This is a genomic window from Enterobacter cloacae complex sp. IR5384 (assembly GCF_049237265.1).
In the GTDB taxonomy this organism is placed as follows: Bacteria; Pseudomonadota; Gammaproteobacteria; order Enterobacterales; family Enterobacteriaceae; genus Enterobacter; species Enterobacter cloacae.
Window position 1 is genome coordinate 66,863 of record NZ_JBMKHJ010000020.1, and the last position, 16,742, is coordinate 83,604.

At 52.6% G+C, this 16,742-nt stretch carries 15 protein-coding genes; 5 read left to right on the forward strand and 10 right to left on the reverse strand.

The features are described 5' to 3' along the window. Positions 1-153: 153 nt before the first annotated feature. The 3 genes from lapB to pgpB form a co-directional block, all read right to left on the reverse strand. Entirely contained in the window at positions 154-1,323 is a 1,170-nt protein-coding gene (lapB, locus tag ACOTX3_RS16405) for a lipopolysaccharide assembly protein LapB (RefSeq protein ID WP_013096375.1), read from the reverse strand. Positions 1,324-1,329: 6 nt separating this feature from the next. Beyond that, the gene (locus tag ACOTX3_RS16410; protein WP_013096374.1) at positions 1,330-1,638 is read right to left on the reverse strand and encodes a LapA family protein; all 309 of its coding nucleotides are present in this window, start codon (positions 1,636-1,638) and stop codon (positions 1,330-1,332) included. A 148-nt stretch (positions 1,639-1,786) separates the two neighbouring features. Further along, entirely contained in the window at positions 1,787-2,554 is a 768-nt protein-coding gene (pgpB, locus tag ACOTX3_RS16415) for a phosphatidylglycerophosphatase B (RefSeq protein ID WP_028027956.1), read from the reverse strand. Between the two features lie 198 nt (positions 2,555-2,752). On the opposite strand from pgpB, the gene ribA reads away from it, so the two are divergent. After that, a complete protein-coding gene (gene ribA / locus ACOTX3_RS16420; RefSeq protein ID WP_013096372.1) occupies positions 2,753-3,343 on the forward strand; it encodes a GTP cyclohydrolase II in 591 nt (196 codons plus the stop codon). A 44-nt stretch (positions 3,344-3,387) separates the two neighbouring features. On the opposite strand, the gene acnA is transcribed toward ribA, so the two are convergent. From acnA to topA, 5 genes are all read right to left on the reverse strand, one after another. Next, entirely contained in the window at positions 3,388-6,063 is a 2,676-nt protein-coding gene (acnA, locus tag ACOTX3_RS16425; protein ID WP_020690941.1) for an aconitate hydratase AcnA, read from the reverse strand. Between the two features lie 165 nt (positions 6,064-6,228). Then, positions 6,229-6,327: a small membrane protein YmiC gene (gene ymiC / locus ACOTX3_RS16430; protein ID WP_044159376.1), complete on the reverse strand. Its 99-nt coding sequence runs from the start codon at positions 6,325-6,327 to the stop codon at positions 6,229-6,231. 311 nt (positions 6,328-6,638) lie between these two features. Then, complete coding sequence (locus ACOTX3_RS16435) at positions 6,639-6,779, reverse strand: YmiA family putative membrane protein (protein ID WP_213382645.1); 141 nt, start codon at positions 6,777-6,779, stop codon at positions 6,639-6,641. 337 nt (positions 6,780-7,116) lie between these two features. Then, the gene (gene cysB, locus ACOTX3_RS16440) at positions 7,117-8,091 is read right to left on the reverse strand and encodes an HTH-type transcriptional regulator CysB (protein ID WP_006175683.1); all 975 of its coding nucleotides are present in this window, start codon (positions 8,089-8,091) and stop codon (positions 7,117-7,119) included. A gap of 187 nt (positions 8,092-8,278) precedes the next feature. Next, positions 8,279-10,876, reverse strand: a complete 2,598-nt coding sequence (topA, locus tag ACOTX3_RS16445) for a type I DNA topoisomerase (RefSeq protein WP_038419681.1) — start codon at positions 10,874-10,876, stop codon at positions 8,279-8,281. A gap of 399 nt (positions 10,877-11,275) precedes the next feature. Between topA and ACOTX3_RS16450 the strand changes: the two genes are divergently transcribed. Next, positions 11,276-11,527: a YciN family protein gene (locus ACOTX3_RS16450; protein ID WP_003856804.1), complete on the forward strand. Its 252-nt coding sequence runs from the start codon at positions 11,276-11,278 to the stop codon at positions 11,525-11,527. A gap of 34 nt (positions 11,528-11,561) precedes the next feature. On the opposite strand, the gene sohB is transcribed toward ACOTX3_RS16450, so the two are convergent. Further along, positions 11,562-12,608: a protease SohB gene (gene sohB / locus ACOTX3_RS16455; protein WP_058678826.1), complete on the reverse strand. Its 1,047-nt coding sequence runs from the start codon at positions 12,606-12,608 to the stop codon at positions 11,562-11,564. Between the two features lie 251 nt (positions 12,609-12,859). Between sohB and ACOTX3_RS16460 the strand changes: the two genes are divergently transcribed. Together ACOTX3_RS16460 and cobO are read left to right on the forward strand one after the other, a co-directional pair. Beyond that, positions 12,860-13,621 carry a YciK family oxidoreductase gene (locus ACOTX3_RS16460; RefSeq protein ID WP_023620279.1) on the forward strand — a complete coding sequence of 254 codons (762 nt, stop codon included), beginning with the start codon at positions 12,860-12,862 and terminating at the stop codon, positions 13,619-13,621. Continuing rightward, positions 13,618-14,208 (forward strand): cob(I)yrinic acid a,c-diamide adenosyltransferase, encoded by a 591-nt coding sequence (gene cobO, locus ACOTX3_RS16465; protein ID WP_040022201.1) that lies wholly within the window; start codon positions 13,618-13,620, stop codon positions 14,206-14,208. The genes ACOTX3_RS16460 and cobO overlap by 4 nt, the downstream gene beginning before the upstream one ends. A gap of 36 nt (positions 14,209-14,244) precedes the next feature. On the opposite strand, the gene rluB is transcribed toward cobO, so the two are convergent. Next, positions 14,245-15,120, reverse strand: a complete 876-nt coding sequence (rluB, locus tag ACOTX3_RS16470; RefSeq protein WP_013096363.1) for a 23S rRNA pseudouridine(2605) synthase RluB — start codon at positions 15,118-15,120, stop codon at positions 14,245-14,247. A 253-nt stretch (positions 15,121-15,373) separates the two neighbouring features. Here rluB and ACOTX3_RS16475 point away from each other — a divergent pair, with 253 nt between their 5' ends. Then, positions 15,374-16,675 carry a recombinase XerC gene (locus ACOTX3_RS16475; RefSeq protein ID WP_250116800.1) on the forward strand — a complete coding sequence of 434 codons (1,302 nt, stop codon included), beginning with the start codon at positions 15,374-15,376 and terminating at the stop codon, positions 16,673-16,675. Positions 16,676-16,742: the final 67 nt, after the last annotated feature.

Genomic DNA, 16,742 nt, shown 5'->3' on the forward strand with positions numbered 1-16,742 from the left:
CGGAACAGATAAACGGCGTGCATTCTACCTGCCAGCGCCACAAATTGACAGGATCGTTTTATTCCCTGCCAGGCTGGCAAACCGCACGATGCTGAATGGGACTGTAAAAAGTGATAAGTATGTTGTAACTAAAGTGAGGTGTTTTAAAAAAAATTACTGCCCATCGAGACCGCGAATGGGCTTGATGGTTGACCAGGCCCGGCACGAAGGACAGTGCCAGTACAGCGTATACGCGGTAAAACCACACTTCTGACAGCGGTAGCGCGGCTTGCTACGCACCTGTTCGCCCACCATGTCACGCAGCACCATCAGGCTCTCTTTAGCACGCCCTTCTTCTGCGTCGTTCAGGTGGTAATCCATCAGCTTATGGAAAACCCGCATGGTAGGATGACGCTGCAGCTGACGCGTAATATAAACCTGCGCCGTGTCGCTGCCCTCATGCTGCTCCACTACGTCGGAAAGCATCAGCTCCGCAGTGGCTCCGGTGTTCTCTTCCACGCAGCGGCGCAGGAACGCGACCCACTCATCCTGTTTACCCAGCTGTTGATAACAGGTCTGCAGCATTTCAAGGGTTTCACTGACCAGCTCTTTGTCCTGATCAATGACGCGCAGCAGGCTTTCAACGGCTTTGGCATAGTCGCCACTTGCCATAAACACGCGCCCCATCATGATGGAAATACGCGCGCTGTTGCGGTCTGCGGCGGCCCCTTTCTTCAGCAACGCCATGGCTTTGTCCATGTCGTCGTTCCCCATCTGTTGCAGGGCCAGTTCGCAGTAGAAATGGGCTATCTCGACGCGCTGTTTGTCTTTACCCAACTTAACCAGACGTTCAGCGGTATCAATGGCTTTCTGCCAGTCGCTGGTGGCCTGGTAAATCTGCAGCAGCTGCTGCAGCGCACCTATGCGGAAATCTGTTTCATCCACCAGTTGCGAGAACATGTCTTCCGCACGGTCATACAACCCTGCCGCCATGTAGTCGCGGCCCAGCTGTTGTACTGCCAGCAGGCGCTGATCGTAAGTTAACGAGGCGCTTTCCATGAGGGTCTGGTGAATACGAATGGCACGGTCAACCTCGCCGCGCGAGCGGAACAGGTTGCCCAGGGTCAGGTGTGCTTCAACGGTGCCTGTGTCCTCTTTTAACATGTCGAGGAACAGGTCGACCGCTTTGTCCTGTTGATTGCTCAGGAGGAAGTTCACCCCTGCAACGTAGTCGCGGGAGAGTCGGTTCGCCTCATCCTGTTTTGTTTGTTGCGCACTTCTGCGGCCCATATACCAGCCATAGGCAGCGGCTACAGGCAAAAGCAGAAACAACAACTCCAGCATATTCGATTATTCCTTGACGACCGGCACACCAGAGCTTTCCGGGATGTCGGACGCAGGCGCAATTTGATGTTCGAGGCGTTTAATTTTACGTTCAGCGCGCGCAAGCGAAACACGTACTTTTAACCAGAACAGACCGCAAACCAGCCAGCCGATGGCGAAACCCGCTGCGAACAAGACCGCCAGCAGGCTCGAAACCCGATACTCGCCCTGCGCCAGCAGATAGTTAAACGTCACCTGTTGATCGTTTTGTGCACCCAATGTGACTGAAATGACAAAAATCGCCAATACCAGTAAGAAAATGAGTAAATATTTCACATTACTTCCCGTTATGTGGTTCAAGCGAATAAAGTGTGTTCAACTTACCGCAATCAGCCTTATAAACTACCATTTTAGCGACGGGCGCGAAACGGAAAAAGTGACGCGCCCGTCATGGATTTATGGGCTGAATGCGCAAAATCAACCTTCAGACGCCACTGTGCTCCCTTTCGGCGATCTCTTCTTTCTCTTCCGGCGGCGGCGTTAACGGACCGCAGAGTCGTTCAGCCAGCCAGGTGGCAAGGGTAACAAGCAGCCATGAAATGAGCGTCGCCACCACTAAATCGCGTGGCCAGTGCATGCCCAGCAGTAGACGGCTCCCCATCACCCCCGTCGCCCAGACCAGTAAAATGGCGATAGTGACAGTCCGACGCCGCGGCCATAAAAGGCCGACGGCAAGAAGTGCCCAACTGGCGGCGAACATGGTGTGCCCGGATGGAAACGCAAAGCCGGTCTCTTTTTGCCAGTGTTTACGTAAAAACGTCGGGATATCCTGCTGTTCCGCAAGCTGTTCTTTCACCAGCGCACCGCGATCTTTACGTTTTAAATTGTAGAACTCATTCACCGGAACATGATGCGTTTTTTCCAGCCAGACCACAAAAGGCCGCGGCTCCTGCACATGGCCTTTCACCCAGGATTTTACCCCCTGGCCAACAAGGATCGCCCCACCGAGGATAGCAAAGAGCACCAGCGCTGCGCGGAGACGAAAGCGCAGGCACCACAAAAACCAGGCGCAAAGCACTACATGAGTAATGATGCCCCATGGCTGGGTGACCGTCTCTGTTATCCAGTATAACGTTTTCAGCCACAGGGTATTGTGCCCGGGCTGCCACATCCAGCCTGATACCCAAACGGCTAATGGCATAATCAACAATATGGCCGCACCTGCTGCCGTTCGTCTGGCGATTGAAAGCATGTCTTCTCCTTTTTCGCTAAGCGTCACAATCATAACTGAAATTCATCCGACGGGTGGATATGTCGGATCGTGCGTTTAACGTTCGTATAGCATGGCAGCCATTAGGCGAACCTGCTGAGCTTGTGGCAAAATGAACGGATACAGAAAGCAAAAACAGGCGGAAGACACGAAACGTGTCAGCCTACTCTGGAGAATCACATGCAGCTTAAACGTGTGGCAGAAGCCAAACTGCCAACCCCATGGGGCGATTTCCTGATGGTGGGATTTGAAGAACTGGCGACCGGACAGGATCACGTCGCGCTGGTGTACGGCGACATTTCAGGACAAACCCCGGTACTTTCTCGCGTTCATTCGGAGTGTCTGACCGGCGATGCGTTGTTCAGCCTGCGCTGTGATTGCGGTTTCCAGCTGGAGGCAGCGCTCTCTCATATTGCCGAAGAGGGTCGCGGTGTGCTGCTTTATCACCGCCAGGAAGGGCGCAATATTGGCCTGCTGAATAAAATCCGCGCCTACGCGCTGCAGGACCAGGGGTACGACACGGTAGAAGCAAACCACCAGCTCGGCTTCGCTGCCGATGAGCGCGATTTCACGCTGTGTGCGGATATGTTTAAGCTGCTGGGCGTGGATGAAGTACGCCTGCTGACTAACAACCCGAAAAAAGTCGAAATTCTGACCGAAGCGGGGATCAATATCGTTGAGCGCGTACCGCTCATTGTGGGACGTAACCCAAAAAACGCGCACTACCTCGATACCAAAGCCGCCAAAATGGGGCATCTGCTGAGCGAGTGATCGCAAAGTGCCCGGCAACGCCCTCGCGTGCCGGGCTGGCTCCATCAGTCCAGCATCTTACGAATCACGTAATGTAGAATGCCGTCGTTCTGGTAATAGGTGAGTTCTGTTGCCGTATCGATACGACACCGGCAGTCGAGCACCTCTGTTTTACCGTCTGCGCGCGTTAATTTCACCGGCACCGTTTTACCCGGCTGCAGATTTTGCAGGCCGCTGATGTCAATCAGCTCTTCCCCGGTGAGTCCCAGCGTTTTACGGGTGACGCCCTGCGGGAATTCGAGTGGCAGGATCCCCATCCCTATCAGGTTTGAACGGTGGATACGTTCAAACGATTCGGCAATCACCACCCGAACCCCAAGCAGACGCGGGCCTTTCGCCGCCCAGTCACGGCTGGAGCCAGAGCCGTACTCTTTCCCGGCGATAACCGCCAGCGGCGTGCCTTCCTGCTGGTATTTGACGGCGGCGTCATAAATTGAGATCACGTCGCTCCCCGGCAAATGTCGCGTCATGCCCCCTTCCACGCCCGGCACCATTTCATTGCGGATACGGATATTGGCAAACGTGCCGCGCATCATCACTTCATGGTTACCACGACGCGAGCCGTAGGAGTTGAAATCCCGGCGCTCCACGCCCCGGCTCTGCAGGTAACGGCCTGCTGGACTGTCGGCTTTGATGCTTCCCGCTGGCGAAATGTGGTCCGTGGTGACAGAGTCTCCCAGCATCGCCAGTATGCGCGCGCCGTGGATATCCTGCAGCGGTGCAGGTTCAGCCAGCATCTCATCGAAGAACGGCGACAGGCGGATATAGGTCGAATCATCCTGCCAGTCATAGGTATCTGAACCCACGACGTCGATGGCCTTCCATTCCGGCGTACCTTCAAATACCTCCGCATACTCTTTGCGGAACATTTCGGTAGAAACTTTCTCTACGGCCAATGCAATTTCCCGGGCAGATGGCCAGATATCCTTCAGATAGACCGGATCATTCTTGCGATCGTGGCCAATCGGATCGGTGACCAGGTTGATATTCATATTCCCGGCCAGAGCGTATGCCACAACCAGCGGTGGAGACGCCAGCCAGTTGGTCTTGACCAGCGGATGAATACGGCCTTCAAAGTTTCGGTTACCGGAGAGAACGGCCCCGACGGTGAGATCGCCCTGCTTGATCGCCATTTCAATCGGTTCAGGTAACGGACCCGAGTTCCCGATACAGGTGGTGCAACCATACCCCACCAGGTTAAAGCCCAGCTCATCCAGATACGGCGTTAATCTGGCCTGTGCAAGGTAATCTGAAACCACTTTGGAGCCCGGTGCCAGAGAGGCTTTTACCCACGGCTGTGGCTTAAGCCCCAGCTCTACCGCTTTCTTCGCCAGCAGACCGGCGGCCATCAGCACGCTGGGGTTCGACGTGTTTGTACAGGAGGTTATGGCTGCAATGACAACCGCACCATCCGGAAGCTGATACTGATGTCCGTTCAGGACATAGTCGATTGGGCGGTGGTCTTTTTTCGCCGTGTTTACCTCCAGTTCATTACTGGCGGCAAAGGCTTTCGGTACGTCACTCAACGCCACCCGATCCTGTGGACGTTTTGGCCCCGCCAGGCTCGCCTCGACGGTTCCCATATCCAGTTCAAGTGTGCTGGTAAATACCGGTTCATCGCCCGGGTTACGCCACATCCCCTGCGCTTTGGTATACGCTTCAACCAGCGCCACCTGCTCTTCGCTACGGCCACTCAGGCGCATATATTCCAGCGTGACAGTATCGATGGGGAAAAAGCCGCAGGTTGCGCCATACTCCGGCGCCATGTTGGCGATGGTGGCACGGTCGGCAAGCGGTAATGAATCCAGCCCGTCACCGTAGAATTCGACAAATTTACCCACCACACCATGCTTACGCAGCATCTGCGTAACGGTAAGTACCAGGTCGGTGGCGGTAATGCCTTCCGACAGTTTGCCGGTAAGCTTAAAGCCCACCACATCAGGGATCAGCATCGATACCGGCTGGCCAAGCATGGCCGCTTCGGCTTCAATTCCGCCAACGCCCCAGCCCAGAACGCCCAGGCCGTTAATCATGGTGGTGTGCGAATCGGTGCCCACCAGAGTATCCGGATAGGCCACCCACTCTTTATCCTGCAATTCACTCCAGACCGCTTTGCCCAGGTATTCAAGATTCACCTGGTGGCAGATACCCGTACCGGGCGGAACGACGCTAAAGCGGCTAAAGGCCTGCTGCCCCCACTTCAGAAAGACGTAACGTTCGTGGTTACGCTCCATTTCCAGACGTACGTTTTCGCCAAAGGCATCGTCGTCACCAAAGTGGTCCACGGTGACAGAGTGGTCGATAACGAGATCAACGGGAGAGAGCGGATTTACTTTAGCGGTATCGCCGCCAAGGCGCTTCACCGCTTCGCGCATTGCCGCAAGGTCAACCACAGCAGGGACCCCGGTAAAGTCCTGCATCAGGACCCTTGCCGGTCGATAGGCAATTTCTCTGTCAGCATGGGCATGCTTAAGCCACCCTGCCAGTGCCTGGATATCTTCAAGGGTGACGGAATCACCATCCTGCCAGCGTAAGAGGTTTTCCAGTAAAACTTTCAAGGACTTGGGTAAACGCGAAATGTCCCCAAGCGTCCTGGCTGCCAGCGGCAGGCTGTAGTAGTGCCAGGTTTTATTTTCTGCCTGTAATGTGTCCTTACTGGCTTCGCGTAGGGTTACCGACATAAGCTCCTCCTTAATTACAGAGATGTCCTGACAATCATCAGGGCTGTAATTAAAGATAACACAAAGATGTCGTAACGTTTTGATAACAACCCGAAATGATAAATCCAGGAATGTTCCAGTGCGGGGGAGAAAACAAAAAACCCCGCCGTAGCGAGGTTTTACGATTTAGTGGAGGGCCAGCCAGATAAGCTGTGACCAGAACAGAATCGACGCGGAAAAAACGCCGAGCCATGACCAGTATTTCATAGACATCATGTTATTCATCATAGGGACACCAGGCATTATTTATTAAAGGTTCCGAGGTCTGCCCTCAGTTCAATATTGCTGATGTGTATTTATTAAAGAGTACAAATGCATTGAGCCTTTATTCAGACTATTTGCATCATTACGCAATTAAGTAAATTATTGTTTTTTGGGTTCGTCTTCTGCGAACACATCAATAAACGCTTGCTGTTGCGGCGTCAGTTTCCAGGACGCGGGTACGGCAGTGGCAGGTGCTTTGCGCACTTTGTGGCCCCTGTCACGAAGCTGACACATCTGTTTAACTGTTTCTGTACGTACCGTCACTGCCATATTCAACCCCAATAGTTCCAGGCCAGGAAAGCAACCACCACCCAAAACAAGGCGGAGACGAGAAAGACCGCCAGCCAGGCTTTACGCTTGAGCGCAGGATCCCTTTGCGGTTCTTCACTTCCTGAAGGCATTGCTAACCTCATACAATCGATATCGCTTATCATTTAGAGACCAAACAATTGGTACAATTAATCATCTGTTGAGATAAATCCTAAAGAAACTTTAGCCGAAAAGCCAGTGAATTTACGTATCTATTGATGGGAAATATTCATTCTTTTGACCAGAAATAAATATTTGAAAGGAAATATTTGCGAAGCCAAAAATTAGTTCTACTTTTGTCGCCAATTCACGACATTATAACCACACTAAATAAATGGTTAATGACATTATACGGCAGTTAAGTGCAGATGATGATAATTCTAATTTAGCTTTGAGAGGTTATTTCGGTATCTTTCCTGGGCGGAAAGATACCGGGAGTGATTATTTTGCCGGAAGTTTGATGTCTTTAAACATCTCTTCGATATCTTCATTTGAACGTAATGCCACGGCCGTATCGACCACGTCGCGCGTTAAATGTGGGGCAAAGCGCTGAATAAAATCATACATATAGCTACGGAGGAAGGTACTGCGACGGAAACCAATCTTAGTGGTGCTATGGCTGAAAATATCATGCGCATCAAGACGCACGAGGTCAGGGTCAGATACGGGATCAACCGCCATGCTGGCAATCACCCCTACCCCCAGTCCAAGCCGCACGTAGGTCTTAATTACGTCAGCATCGGTTGCGGTGAAGACGATACGCGGCGTTAATCCTGCACGATTGAATGCAGTATCAAGCTCGGAGCGCCCGGTAAAGCCGAAGGTATACGTCACTAAGGGATATTGCGCCAGCTCTTCAATAGTGACCGACCCTTTACCGGCTAACGGGTGATCGGGCGTGACGACAATAGAACGGTTCCAGTGATAGCACGGCAGCATAACCAGATCGTCATACAGATGCAGCGCTTCGGTTGCGATAGCAAAGTCCGCATTACCCTTCGAAACCGCCTCAGCGATTTGCGTCGGCGAGCCCTGATGCATATGGAGAGAGACGCGTGGATAGCGCTCAATAAAGCCCTTAATAACGCCCGGCAGCGCATAGCGTGCCTGGGTATGGGTGGTGGCAATATACAGCGACCCTTTATCCGGCCAGGTATGCTCACCCGCCACCGATTTAATTGCGTCGACTTTAGAGAGAACCTCCCGCGCGATGCGGATAATCTCCTGCCCTGCTGGCGTCACCTGGGTGAGGTGTTTACCGCTACGAGCAAAAATCTGAATACCTAACTCATCTTCCAGCATGCGGACCTGCTTGCTGATACCCGGCTGAGAGGTATATAGCCCCTCAGCGGTAGAAGAGACGTTAAGGTTGTGGTTTACCACCTCAACAATATAACGAAGCTGCTGTAATTTCATGCCAGACCATCCGATTTAGCGCATGCGGTCAATCGCTTAAGACGATTTGATAATAAGAAAAGGGTTAACTATAACCACTATATCATTTATAGCCTGACTGTATAGTACGGAACAAAAAATAATAACAAGGTAATAAAAAAGGGCCGGAAGTCCGGCCCTTTCACAGGTAAGTTACGGTAAGGAAAGATTATTTCTTGCCTTCCACCCATTTGCCATCCACAAAGAATGCTGACCAGCCGGTTGCCTTGCCGTCTTTCTCCGCCGCAACATACTGCTGCTTCGTTTTACGGCTAAAACGCACAACGGTTTTATTGCCTTCCGGATCCTGCTGTGGCGCATCGGCCAGATAGCGCAGTTTCTCAGGCAGGCGGTCGCGGAAACGGTACAACTCTTCCACCAGTGGCGCGCGGGTTTCGCGCGATTTAGGGAAGGTGTTTGCCGCAAGGAACACGCCGGCAGCACCATCACGCAGCACGAAGTAAGCGTCGGACTTCTCGCACGGCAACTCTGGCAGCGGAACCGGATCTTCCTTCGGCGGCGCGACTTCACCGTTACGCAGGATTTTACGCGTGTTCTTACACTCGTCGTTGGTGCACGCCATGTACTTGCCGAAGCGCCCCATTTTCAGGTGCATCTCAGAACCACACTTCTCACACTCAACGATAGGACCGTCGTAACCTTTAATGCGGAACTCACCCTCTTCGATCTCATATCCATCGCAGGTCGGGTTATTACCGCAGACGTGCAATTTACGTTTTGGATCGATGAGGTAGCTGTCCATCGCGGTGCCGCATTTCTTGCAGCGACGTTTTGCACGCAGAGCGTTGGTTTCCGCATCATCACCTTCCAGCACGTTGAGCACTTCGTTCTCAGGTACCAGGTTAATGGTGGTTTTGCAGCGTTCTTTCGGCGGCAGCGCGTAGCCAGAACAGCCGAGGAAAACGCCGGTAGTGGCAGTACGGATCCCCATTTTACGACCGCAGGTTGGGCAGTCGATGCTGGTCAGGACCATCTGATTCGGCAGCATGCCGCCCTCTTCAGGATCTTTTTCCGCTTTTTCAAGCTGGTTGGTAAAGTCGCTGAAGAAGCTGTCGAGAACCTTTTTCCACTCGGCCTGATGGCTGGCAACCTGATCGAGGCTGTCTTCCATTTGCGCGGTGAAGTCGTAGTTCATCAGTTCGCGGAAGTTGGCTTCCAGGCGGTCAGTGACGATCTCACCCATTTTTTCCGCATAGAAACGACGGTTTTCAACACGAACGTAACCGCGGTCCTGAATGGTCGAAATAATCGACGCATAGGTGGACGGACGGCCAATACCGCGTTTTTCCAGCTCTTTAACCAGAGACGCTTCGCTGAAACGCGCTGGCGGCTTGGTGAAGTGCTGGGCAGGCACGAGATCAACCAGAGAGAGCTCATCCCCTTTGTTTACCGCAGGCAGGGTTCTGTCTTCATCACCCTTACGTAGCGCAGGCATCACTTTAGTCCAGCCATCGAAGCGCAGGATACGGCCACGCGCTTTCAGGCGGAAATCACCCGCACCAACGGTCAGCGTGGTGGAGTCATACTGTGCTGGTGTCATCTGACACGCCACGAACTGACGCCAGATAAGCTGATACAGCTTCTGGGCATCGGCTTCCATATCTTTCAGCGATTCGGCTAACACGGAGACGTCAGAAGGACGAATGGCTTCGTGCGCTTCCTGTGAGTTCTCCTTGCTGGCGTACTGGTTTTCACTCGCTGGCAGGTATTTCTTACCGAAGTTGTCACTGATGTAGCCGCGCACCATGTTGACGGCATCCTGGCTCAGGTTTGTCGAGTCAGTACGCATATAGGTGATATAACCCGCTTCATACAGACGCTGGGCCATCATCATGGTTTTCTTCACGCCATAACCCAGGCGCGTGCTCGCAGCCTGTTGCAGCGTAGACGTAATAAACGGTGCGCCAGGTTTGCTGCTGGTCGGTTTGTCTTCACGCTCCAGAACCTGGTAGCGCGCTTTTTCCAGCAGCGCCACGGCAGCCATGGTCTGCTCACGGTTTTCAGGACGGAACGGTTTGTCATTCTGATGACTCACCTGCAGCGGCAGCGCATCTCCACCCGGCGTGGTGACATTGGCATCCACTTCCCAGAACTCTTCCGGGACGAAGGCTTTGATCTCACGCTCGCGTTCAACAACCAGACGCACAGCAACGGACTGCACACGCCCTGCGGACAGACCGCGGGCAATCTTTTTCCACAGCAGTGGAGAGACCATGTAACCCACGACACGGTCCATAAAACGGCGTGCCTGCTGCGCGTTTACGCGGTCGATGTTCAGTTCACCCGGCTTCTCAAACGCCTGGCGAATCGCATTCTTCGTAATTTCGTTAAACACTACACGGCTGTAGCGTTTGTCGTCACCCCCGATCACTTCCCGCAGGTGCCAGGCAATGGCTTCCCCTTCGCGGTCAAGGTCGGTTGCGAGATAAATGTGGTCTGCTTTTTCAGCAAGCTGCTTCAGCTCGTTAACGACTTTTTCTTTGCCGGGCAGCACTTCATAGTGTGCATCCCAGTTATGCCATGGGTTAACACCCATACGGTTGACAAGCGCGCTACGTTCATCCTTTTTAGGCTTTTTAGCCCCTTTGGTGGAGGTAGAGTCTGCGCTCTTTTTGCTGGCTGAGCCACTGGTCGGCAAATCGCGGATGTGACCGACGCTGGACTTAACCACGTAGTCATTACCCAGATACTTATTGATCGTTTTGGCTTTTGCCGGGGACTCAACGATGACGAGAGCTTTACCCATATTCACCTTTACCTAATTTAATTCTTCCAGGAATACGCCGCATGTTGATTTCCCTTCCACTGACGACGAGCCATTGATATTGCGACTGCGTCAGGGGATATCAACCCCTTTGTCTTACTGAACGTCATAGCGTTAACGCCCAGGTGATTGAGTTATCGGGTATTTTTCTCACATCGGATGTAATTCGTGACGAATTCCCGGTCGAATGTCAAGCAATTCTGTTGCCAGAATGACGAAAGCGCACACTCTACCTGATAAAATTCGTTACGCAACTTTATTAGCATGCAAAAGCAAATCCTGCCAGCCAGGTCACGGCACCTTACCCCCTCACATTACAAGGAAAATTTGCCCCCAAAGCGCCCCCGGCGTAGACTATTGTCACTGTTTAAGGAGTGGATTATGCAGAATACAACCCAACCCATTGATCGAGCCTCTCTGCTTATCGAAGCAAATAAGCTGATTCGTGACCATGAAGACACCCTGGCGGGCATTGAAGCGACCGGCGTGGAACAACGTAACGGCGTGCTGGTATTCAGCGGCGAATACTTCCTTGACGAACAAGGGTTACCCACCCCGAAAAGCACCGCCGTGTTCAATATGTTTAAATACCTGGCGCACACGCTTTCAGAGAAATATCACCTGGTCGATTAACGCAAAACGCGAGGCACTGGCCTCGCGTTTTTGTTTACAGCAGCGGTTTTTGTCCGCGTTGCAACCAGCGGAGTAGCAGGCGATCCGCGCTTTCGGCCGCGCTGTTCGTAAAGCGGTCAAGCAGTCGCTTACGCTGGGTAAAGCGCACGCCAACCAGTTCGCGCCCTTCCATCAGATTCAACAGCAGGTCGTCACTGGTGCCCACTTCATCCACCAGCCCTTTTTCCTGCGCCTGCGTACCGTACCAGTGCTCCCCAGTTGCCACCTGGTCAATATCAAGCGCCGGGCGCATACGGTGCACAAAGTCTTTAAAGAGGTGATGGGTTTCATTGAGATCTTCACGGAATTTCTGCCGTCCTTCTTCCGTGTTCTCCCCCAGCAGCGTCAGGGTACGTTTGTACTGACCCGCCGTATGCAATTCAATGTCGATCTCTTTGCTTTTCAGGAAGCGGTTAAAGTTCGGGATTTGCGCAACCACCCCGATGGAGCCAATAATAGAAAACGGCGCCGCAACAATTTTATCCGCCACGCAGGCCATCATATAGCCACCGCTCGCCGCGACTTTGTCCACCGCAACCGTCAGCGGGATCTGTTTTTCACGCAGACGCTGTAGCTGCGAAGCCGCCAGCCCATAACCATGAACGACCCCACCCGGACTCTCAAGACGGACAACCACCTGATCCTGCGGTTTAGCCACGGCAAGCACGGCGGTGACTTCTTCACGCAGGGAAGAGACTTCATGGGCATCCATGCTGCCTTTAAAATCGAGCACATAGACACGCGGGATTGAGGTTTCCTCCGGCGCGTTAAGCTTCGCTTTGGCTTTTGCCGCTTTGGCGTCCTGCTTATGCTTTTTCTTCTGCGCTTTGTGCCACAGTTTCTGTTGATGGCTGTCAAGCAGGGCCAGCGACATCTCTTCCTGCATCTCTTTATACTGCTCGCTCAGGCGGGTAATGCGTAACTCACCACGCTGACGTTTGCGCTGCGTCAGGTTAACAATCAGAACGGCCACTACCGCAATGGCAATCACCACCGTCGCGATCTTTGCCAAAAACAACCCATATTGAGAAAGTAATTCCACGCGTTCCACCTTGATTTAACCACGAATCTTTCACGGCAGTGTACAACAGCCCTGCCCATGCGTCTCGCTCGTGACATTACCTCTGCGAGCCGTCTTCAGGAATCCCCCGATTCTGGTTTAAATATTTGCAAATTGTTAATTTTACAGCGATGCGTCCTGTAGACTGATTGAATTCTCATGCTAATTCGGGCATAAAGCCGAAAAGTCACACAATAAGGCGTCTTTGCATCACTGTGCGCCGAGGAGTCACCGTGCATTATCAACCGCAAAAAAATCTGCTGCAGAACCGCATCATTCTGGTCACTGGTGCCAGCGATGGTATTGGCCGCGAAGCGGCACTGACCTACGCTGACTATGGCGCGAGCGTAATTCTCATTGGCCGTAACGAAGAAAAACTCAAAGGAGTGGCTCAGGAGATTGACGCCGCCGGTGGCATTCCTGCCCGCTGGTACACGCTGGATCTGCTCACCTGTACCCCTGAAACGTGCCAGGAGCTTGCCCACCGCATCAGCACCCACTACCCACGGCTGGATGGCGTACTGCACAATGCCGGCTTGCTTGGGGAGGTTCGCCCGATGGATGAACAGGATCCTGAGATCTGGCAACAGGTCATGCAGGTCAATATCAACGGCACCTTTTTCCTGACCCAGGCACTGCTTCCTTTATTACTCAAATCTGATTCCGGTTCGCTGGTATTCACCTCCTCCAGCGTAGGGCGCGAAGGCCGCGCAAACTGGGGGGCGTATGCGGTCTCAAAATTCGCGACCGAAGGGATGATGCAGGTGCTGGCGGAGGAGTATCAGAGCCGTCATCTGCGCGTGAACTGCATTAACCCAGGCGGAACGCGTACCAAAATGCGCGCCAGCGCCTTCCCGACGGAAGATCCGCAGAAGCTTAAAACCCCGGCAGATATTATGCCGCTCTATCTCTGGCTGATGGGCGATGATAGCCGCCGTAAAACAGGGATGACCTTTGATGCCCAGCCAGGCCGTAAACCCGGGATTTCGCAATGAGTGAAGAACGTCACCAGCAACGTCAGCAGCGCCTGAAAGAACAGGTTGATGCCCGTGTCGCCGCTGCGCAGGATGAACGCGGGATCATCATCGTGTTTACCGGCAACGGCAAAGGCAAAACCACCGCTGCCTTTGGTACCGCCACGCGCGCCGTTGGTCACGGGCAGAAAGTGGGTGTCATTCAGTTCATTAAAGGGGAATGGCCCAACGGTGAACGTAACTTACTTGAACAGCACGGGGTTGAGTTCCAGGTGATGGCGACAGGCTTTACGTGGGATACCCAAAACCGGGAAACCGACACCGCGGCCTGCCTCGCGGTATGGGAGCATGCAAAACGAATGCTGGCAGACCCGGCCCTGAACATGGTGTTACTGGATGAGATCACCTACATGGTCGCCTACGACTATCTGCCGCTGGACGCCGTACTGGAGGCACTCAGGAATCGCCCGGCACATCAGACGGTGATCGTCACAGGCCGCGGCTGTCATCGGGATATTCTGGAATTAGCGGATACCGTCAGCGAATTGCGTCCGGTTAAACATGCTTTTGATGCCGGTATCAAAGCGCAAATCGGCATTGATTACTGATAAAAAAGCCCGGTGATATTAACCGGGCTTTTATTTTTAACCGTTGTTATTACGGCTGCCAGCGCGGCGATTATTGTTCACCTGGCTGTGGCGTTTCACCGCACGACGGATCTGGTTCGCCTTCATGCGACGACGATCTTTCTCCACCGCCACTTTGGAGGTGGTTTCTGGCGCCAGTCCCACCAGTTCACGCAGGTAGTTGGTCTGCGTCAGGTCCAGTTCGGTATAGCCACCACGTGGCAGACCTTTTGGCAGCAGAATATCGCCGTAACGGACACGGATCAGCCGGCTAACCTGCACGCCCACCGCTTCCCACAGACGACGAACCTCACGGTTACGGCCTTCGGTCAGGGTAACGTTGTACCACTGGTTGATCCCTTCACCACCGGTAAATTTGATGGTTTTGAACGCTGCAGGACCGTCTTCCAGCTGAACGCCACGCGACAGATCGCGCAGTTTGTTCTCATCAACCTGGCCGAACACGCGTACGGCGTATTCGCGTTCCACTTCACGACTTGGGTGCATCAGACGGTTTGCCAGCTCACCATCCGTTGTGAATAGCAGCAGACCGCAGGTGTTCACATCCAGACGCCCCACGGCAATCCAGCGTGCGCCACGCAGTTTAGGCAGACGGTCAAATACCGTCGGGCGACCTTCCGGGTCGTTGCGCGTACACAGTTCACCTTCCGGCTTGTAGTACGCCAGCACGCGGCAGATCTGCTCAGCAGATTCTTTAACCGAGATAAGATGACCGTCGATACGGATTTTAAGCCCCGGCACGATTTCTACGCGGTCACCGAGCGTGGCGATTTTACCGTCCACACTCACGCGTCCGGCTTCAATAATGGCTTCGATTTCACGGCGTGAGCCGTGGCCGGCACGCGCCAGCACTTTCTGTAACTTCTCGCTCATTGAGCTTCCTCAGGTGTCGCCTTCACAGGCGTCTGGTATACTTTCTAAAACAACGAGTTAGCTAAAACATCAAGTTAACTCACTGATCTGTAACTATTTTATGGTACACAGCATGGCAAACAAGGTGTCACACAAGCTGTCACACACAATGATTCGTGGGCGCACATACTACACTAACTTTAGACTAAATGATTCAACAAGTTTTGTGCGTCTGAGTCTCGGTACTGATAGCCGAAAGCAAGCAGAAGTGATCATGAATCAGATCCGCCCTTTCATTCCCCTTGTGCAGAATGGAACGATGAGCCTCGAAGAGTTCAAACGCAAAATGCAAGGCTACCGAGCCGCCACTAAGCAGGACTTTGACAACTATCTTCTACATGCACTCGAAAGAGATATTGCAGAGGTGGAGCGTCTGCCGGAGTTAGGACAGTGGCACAGAAACATTAATCCTGATTCTCCATTATCGGCTTCTGATACGGTTGAAGCCGCACAAGGCTATTCGGAAGCTCACTTCCAACGCATGGTTAATGGTAGCGATCAGACAGCAAACGAAGTGCTTGCAAGTCTTCATATGAAGAAACTTGAACTTTCCAAGGGTGATTTGCCCCTTGCGAATCAAGTAGGTGCTGCACTTGATATGAGCCGTGCGACCGTCGCGCAAGCCTATGAAGCATTCTATTCGAAAGATTTGCTGCGATACCGCCAACTCATTGCAACACTGCAAAATCAGTTAGAAGAGCAGAAACTGAAATCTTCACCGCAAAGTATTGTTGAAACAAGCCAGGCTTTTTCAACGGAAGTTAAAGCAAGCGCAAGCCAGGCAATCAAACTTTCCGAAGCATGGACGCAGTATGTTGAAGAAAAAGGTCAAAAATGGCGTGCAGGCATCACTAACGAGAACCAGCGTTTCTTTGATGTGCTGATTTACGTTATTGGTGATAAACCGATTGATCGGGTTACTAAGCAAGATATTCGTGAAGCGCTGAAAGTGACCGAAAACTTACCGACTCGGACTAAGCTGCCATACAAGCGCCTATCTTTGCCTGAATGCATTGATTATGACGTACCAGAGGAAGATCTGATCAGTAGCCAGCATGTTGAAAAACATCTCAAGATCTGGCGCTCACTTTTTAAAACTTACCTCGTTGACACCAAAGACCTGTTAGAGAAATCCCCTACCGACGGAATCACATATGAGGTGAAGCCAAACCGGAGAGGCCATTTCAGCAACGCTGAGTTGAGTAAGCTTAAAACCAAGCTGTTCTCACTGGAAGATAACGATTGGCGCAAATGGTACTTCCTCACCCTCATTTATACTGGTGCTCGACGTGGCGAGATTGCCTCTATCAGAAAGCGGGACATCCGTTTAGATGAAGAAACTTCACGCTGGTACATTTATATAGAAGACGGGAAAACCGAACATGCCCAACGCCAGATACCACTCAATAAGGTTTTAGAGTCAGGTTTACTCAGTCTTGCCGATGCTCTTAACGATGGTGATCTGATTTTCAGTGGCTTGACCTGCTCCCCGTTGATTAGTACACCCCGATGTTAGTAATGTCTTCATAAGCCACATGAGGACATCCCCATGAAGAAGCGTTTTTCCGACGAACAGATCATCA

Excerpts from the sequence above, each read along its gene's own strand:
- ymiC (WP_044159376.1), bottom strand. The coding sequence starts at position 6,327 with ATGAATAACATGATGTCTATGAAATACTGGTCATGGCTCGGCGTTTTT.
- ACOTX3_RS16435 (WP_213382645.1), bottom strand. The coding sequence starts at position 6,779 with ATGAGGTTAGCAATGCCTTCAGGAAGTGAAGAACCGCAAAGGGATCCT.
- ACOTX3_RS16450 (WP_003856804.1), top strand. The coding sequence starts at position 11,276 with ATGCAGAATACAACCCAACCCATTGATCGAGCCTCTCTGCTTATCGAA.
- cysB (WP_006175683.1), bottom strand. The coding sequence starts at position 8,091 with ATGAAATTACAGCAGCTTCGTTATATTGTTGAGGTGGTAAACCACAAC.
- acnA (WP_020690941.1), bottom strand. The coding sequence starts at position 6,063 with ATGTCGGTAACCCTACGCGAAGCCAGTAAGGACACATTACAGGCAGAA.
- ribA (WP_013096372.1), top strand. The coding sequence starts at position 2,753 with ATGCAGCTTAAACGTGTGGCAGAAGCCAAACTGCCAACCCCATGGGGC.
- cobO (WP_040022201.1), top strand. The coding sequence starts at position 13,618 with ATGAGTGAAGAACGTCACCAGCAACGTCAGCAGCGCCTGAAAGAACAG.
- ACOTX3_RS16475 (WP_250116800.1), top strand. The coding sequence starts at position 15,374 with ATGAATCAGATCCGCCCTTTCATTCCCCTTGTGCAGAATGGAACGATG.
- topA (WP_038419681.1), bottom strand. The coding sequence starts at position 10,876 with ATGGGTAAAGCTCTCGTCATCGTTGAGTCCCCGGCAAAAGCCAAAACG.
- pgpB (WP_028027956.1), bottom strand. The coding sequence starts at position 2,554 with ATGCTTTCAATCGCCAGACGAACGGCAGCAGGTGCGGCCATATTGTTG.
- rluB (WP_013096363.1), bottom strand. The coding sequence starts at position 15,120 with ATGAGCGAGAAGTTACAGAAAGTGCTGGCGCGTGCCGGCCACGGCTCA.
- lapB (WP_013096375.1), bottom strand. The coding sequence starts at position 1,323 with ATGCTGGAGTTGTTGTTTCTGCTTTTGCCTGTAGCCGCTGCCTATGGC.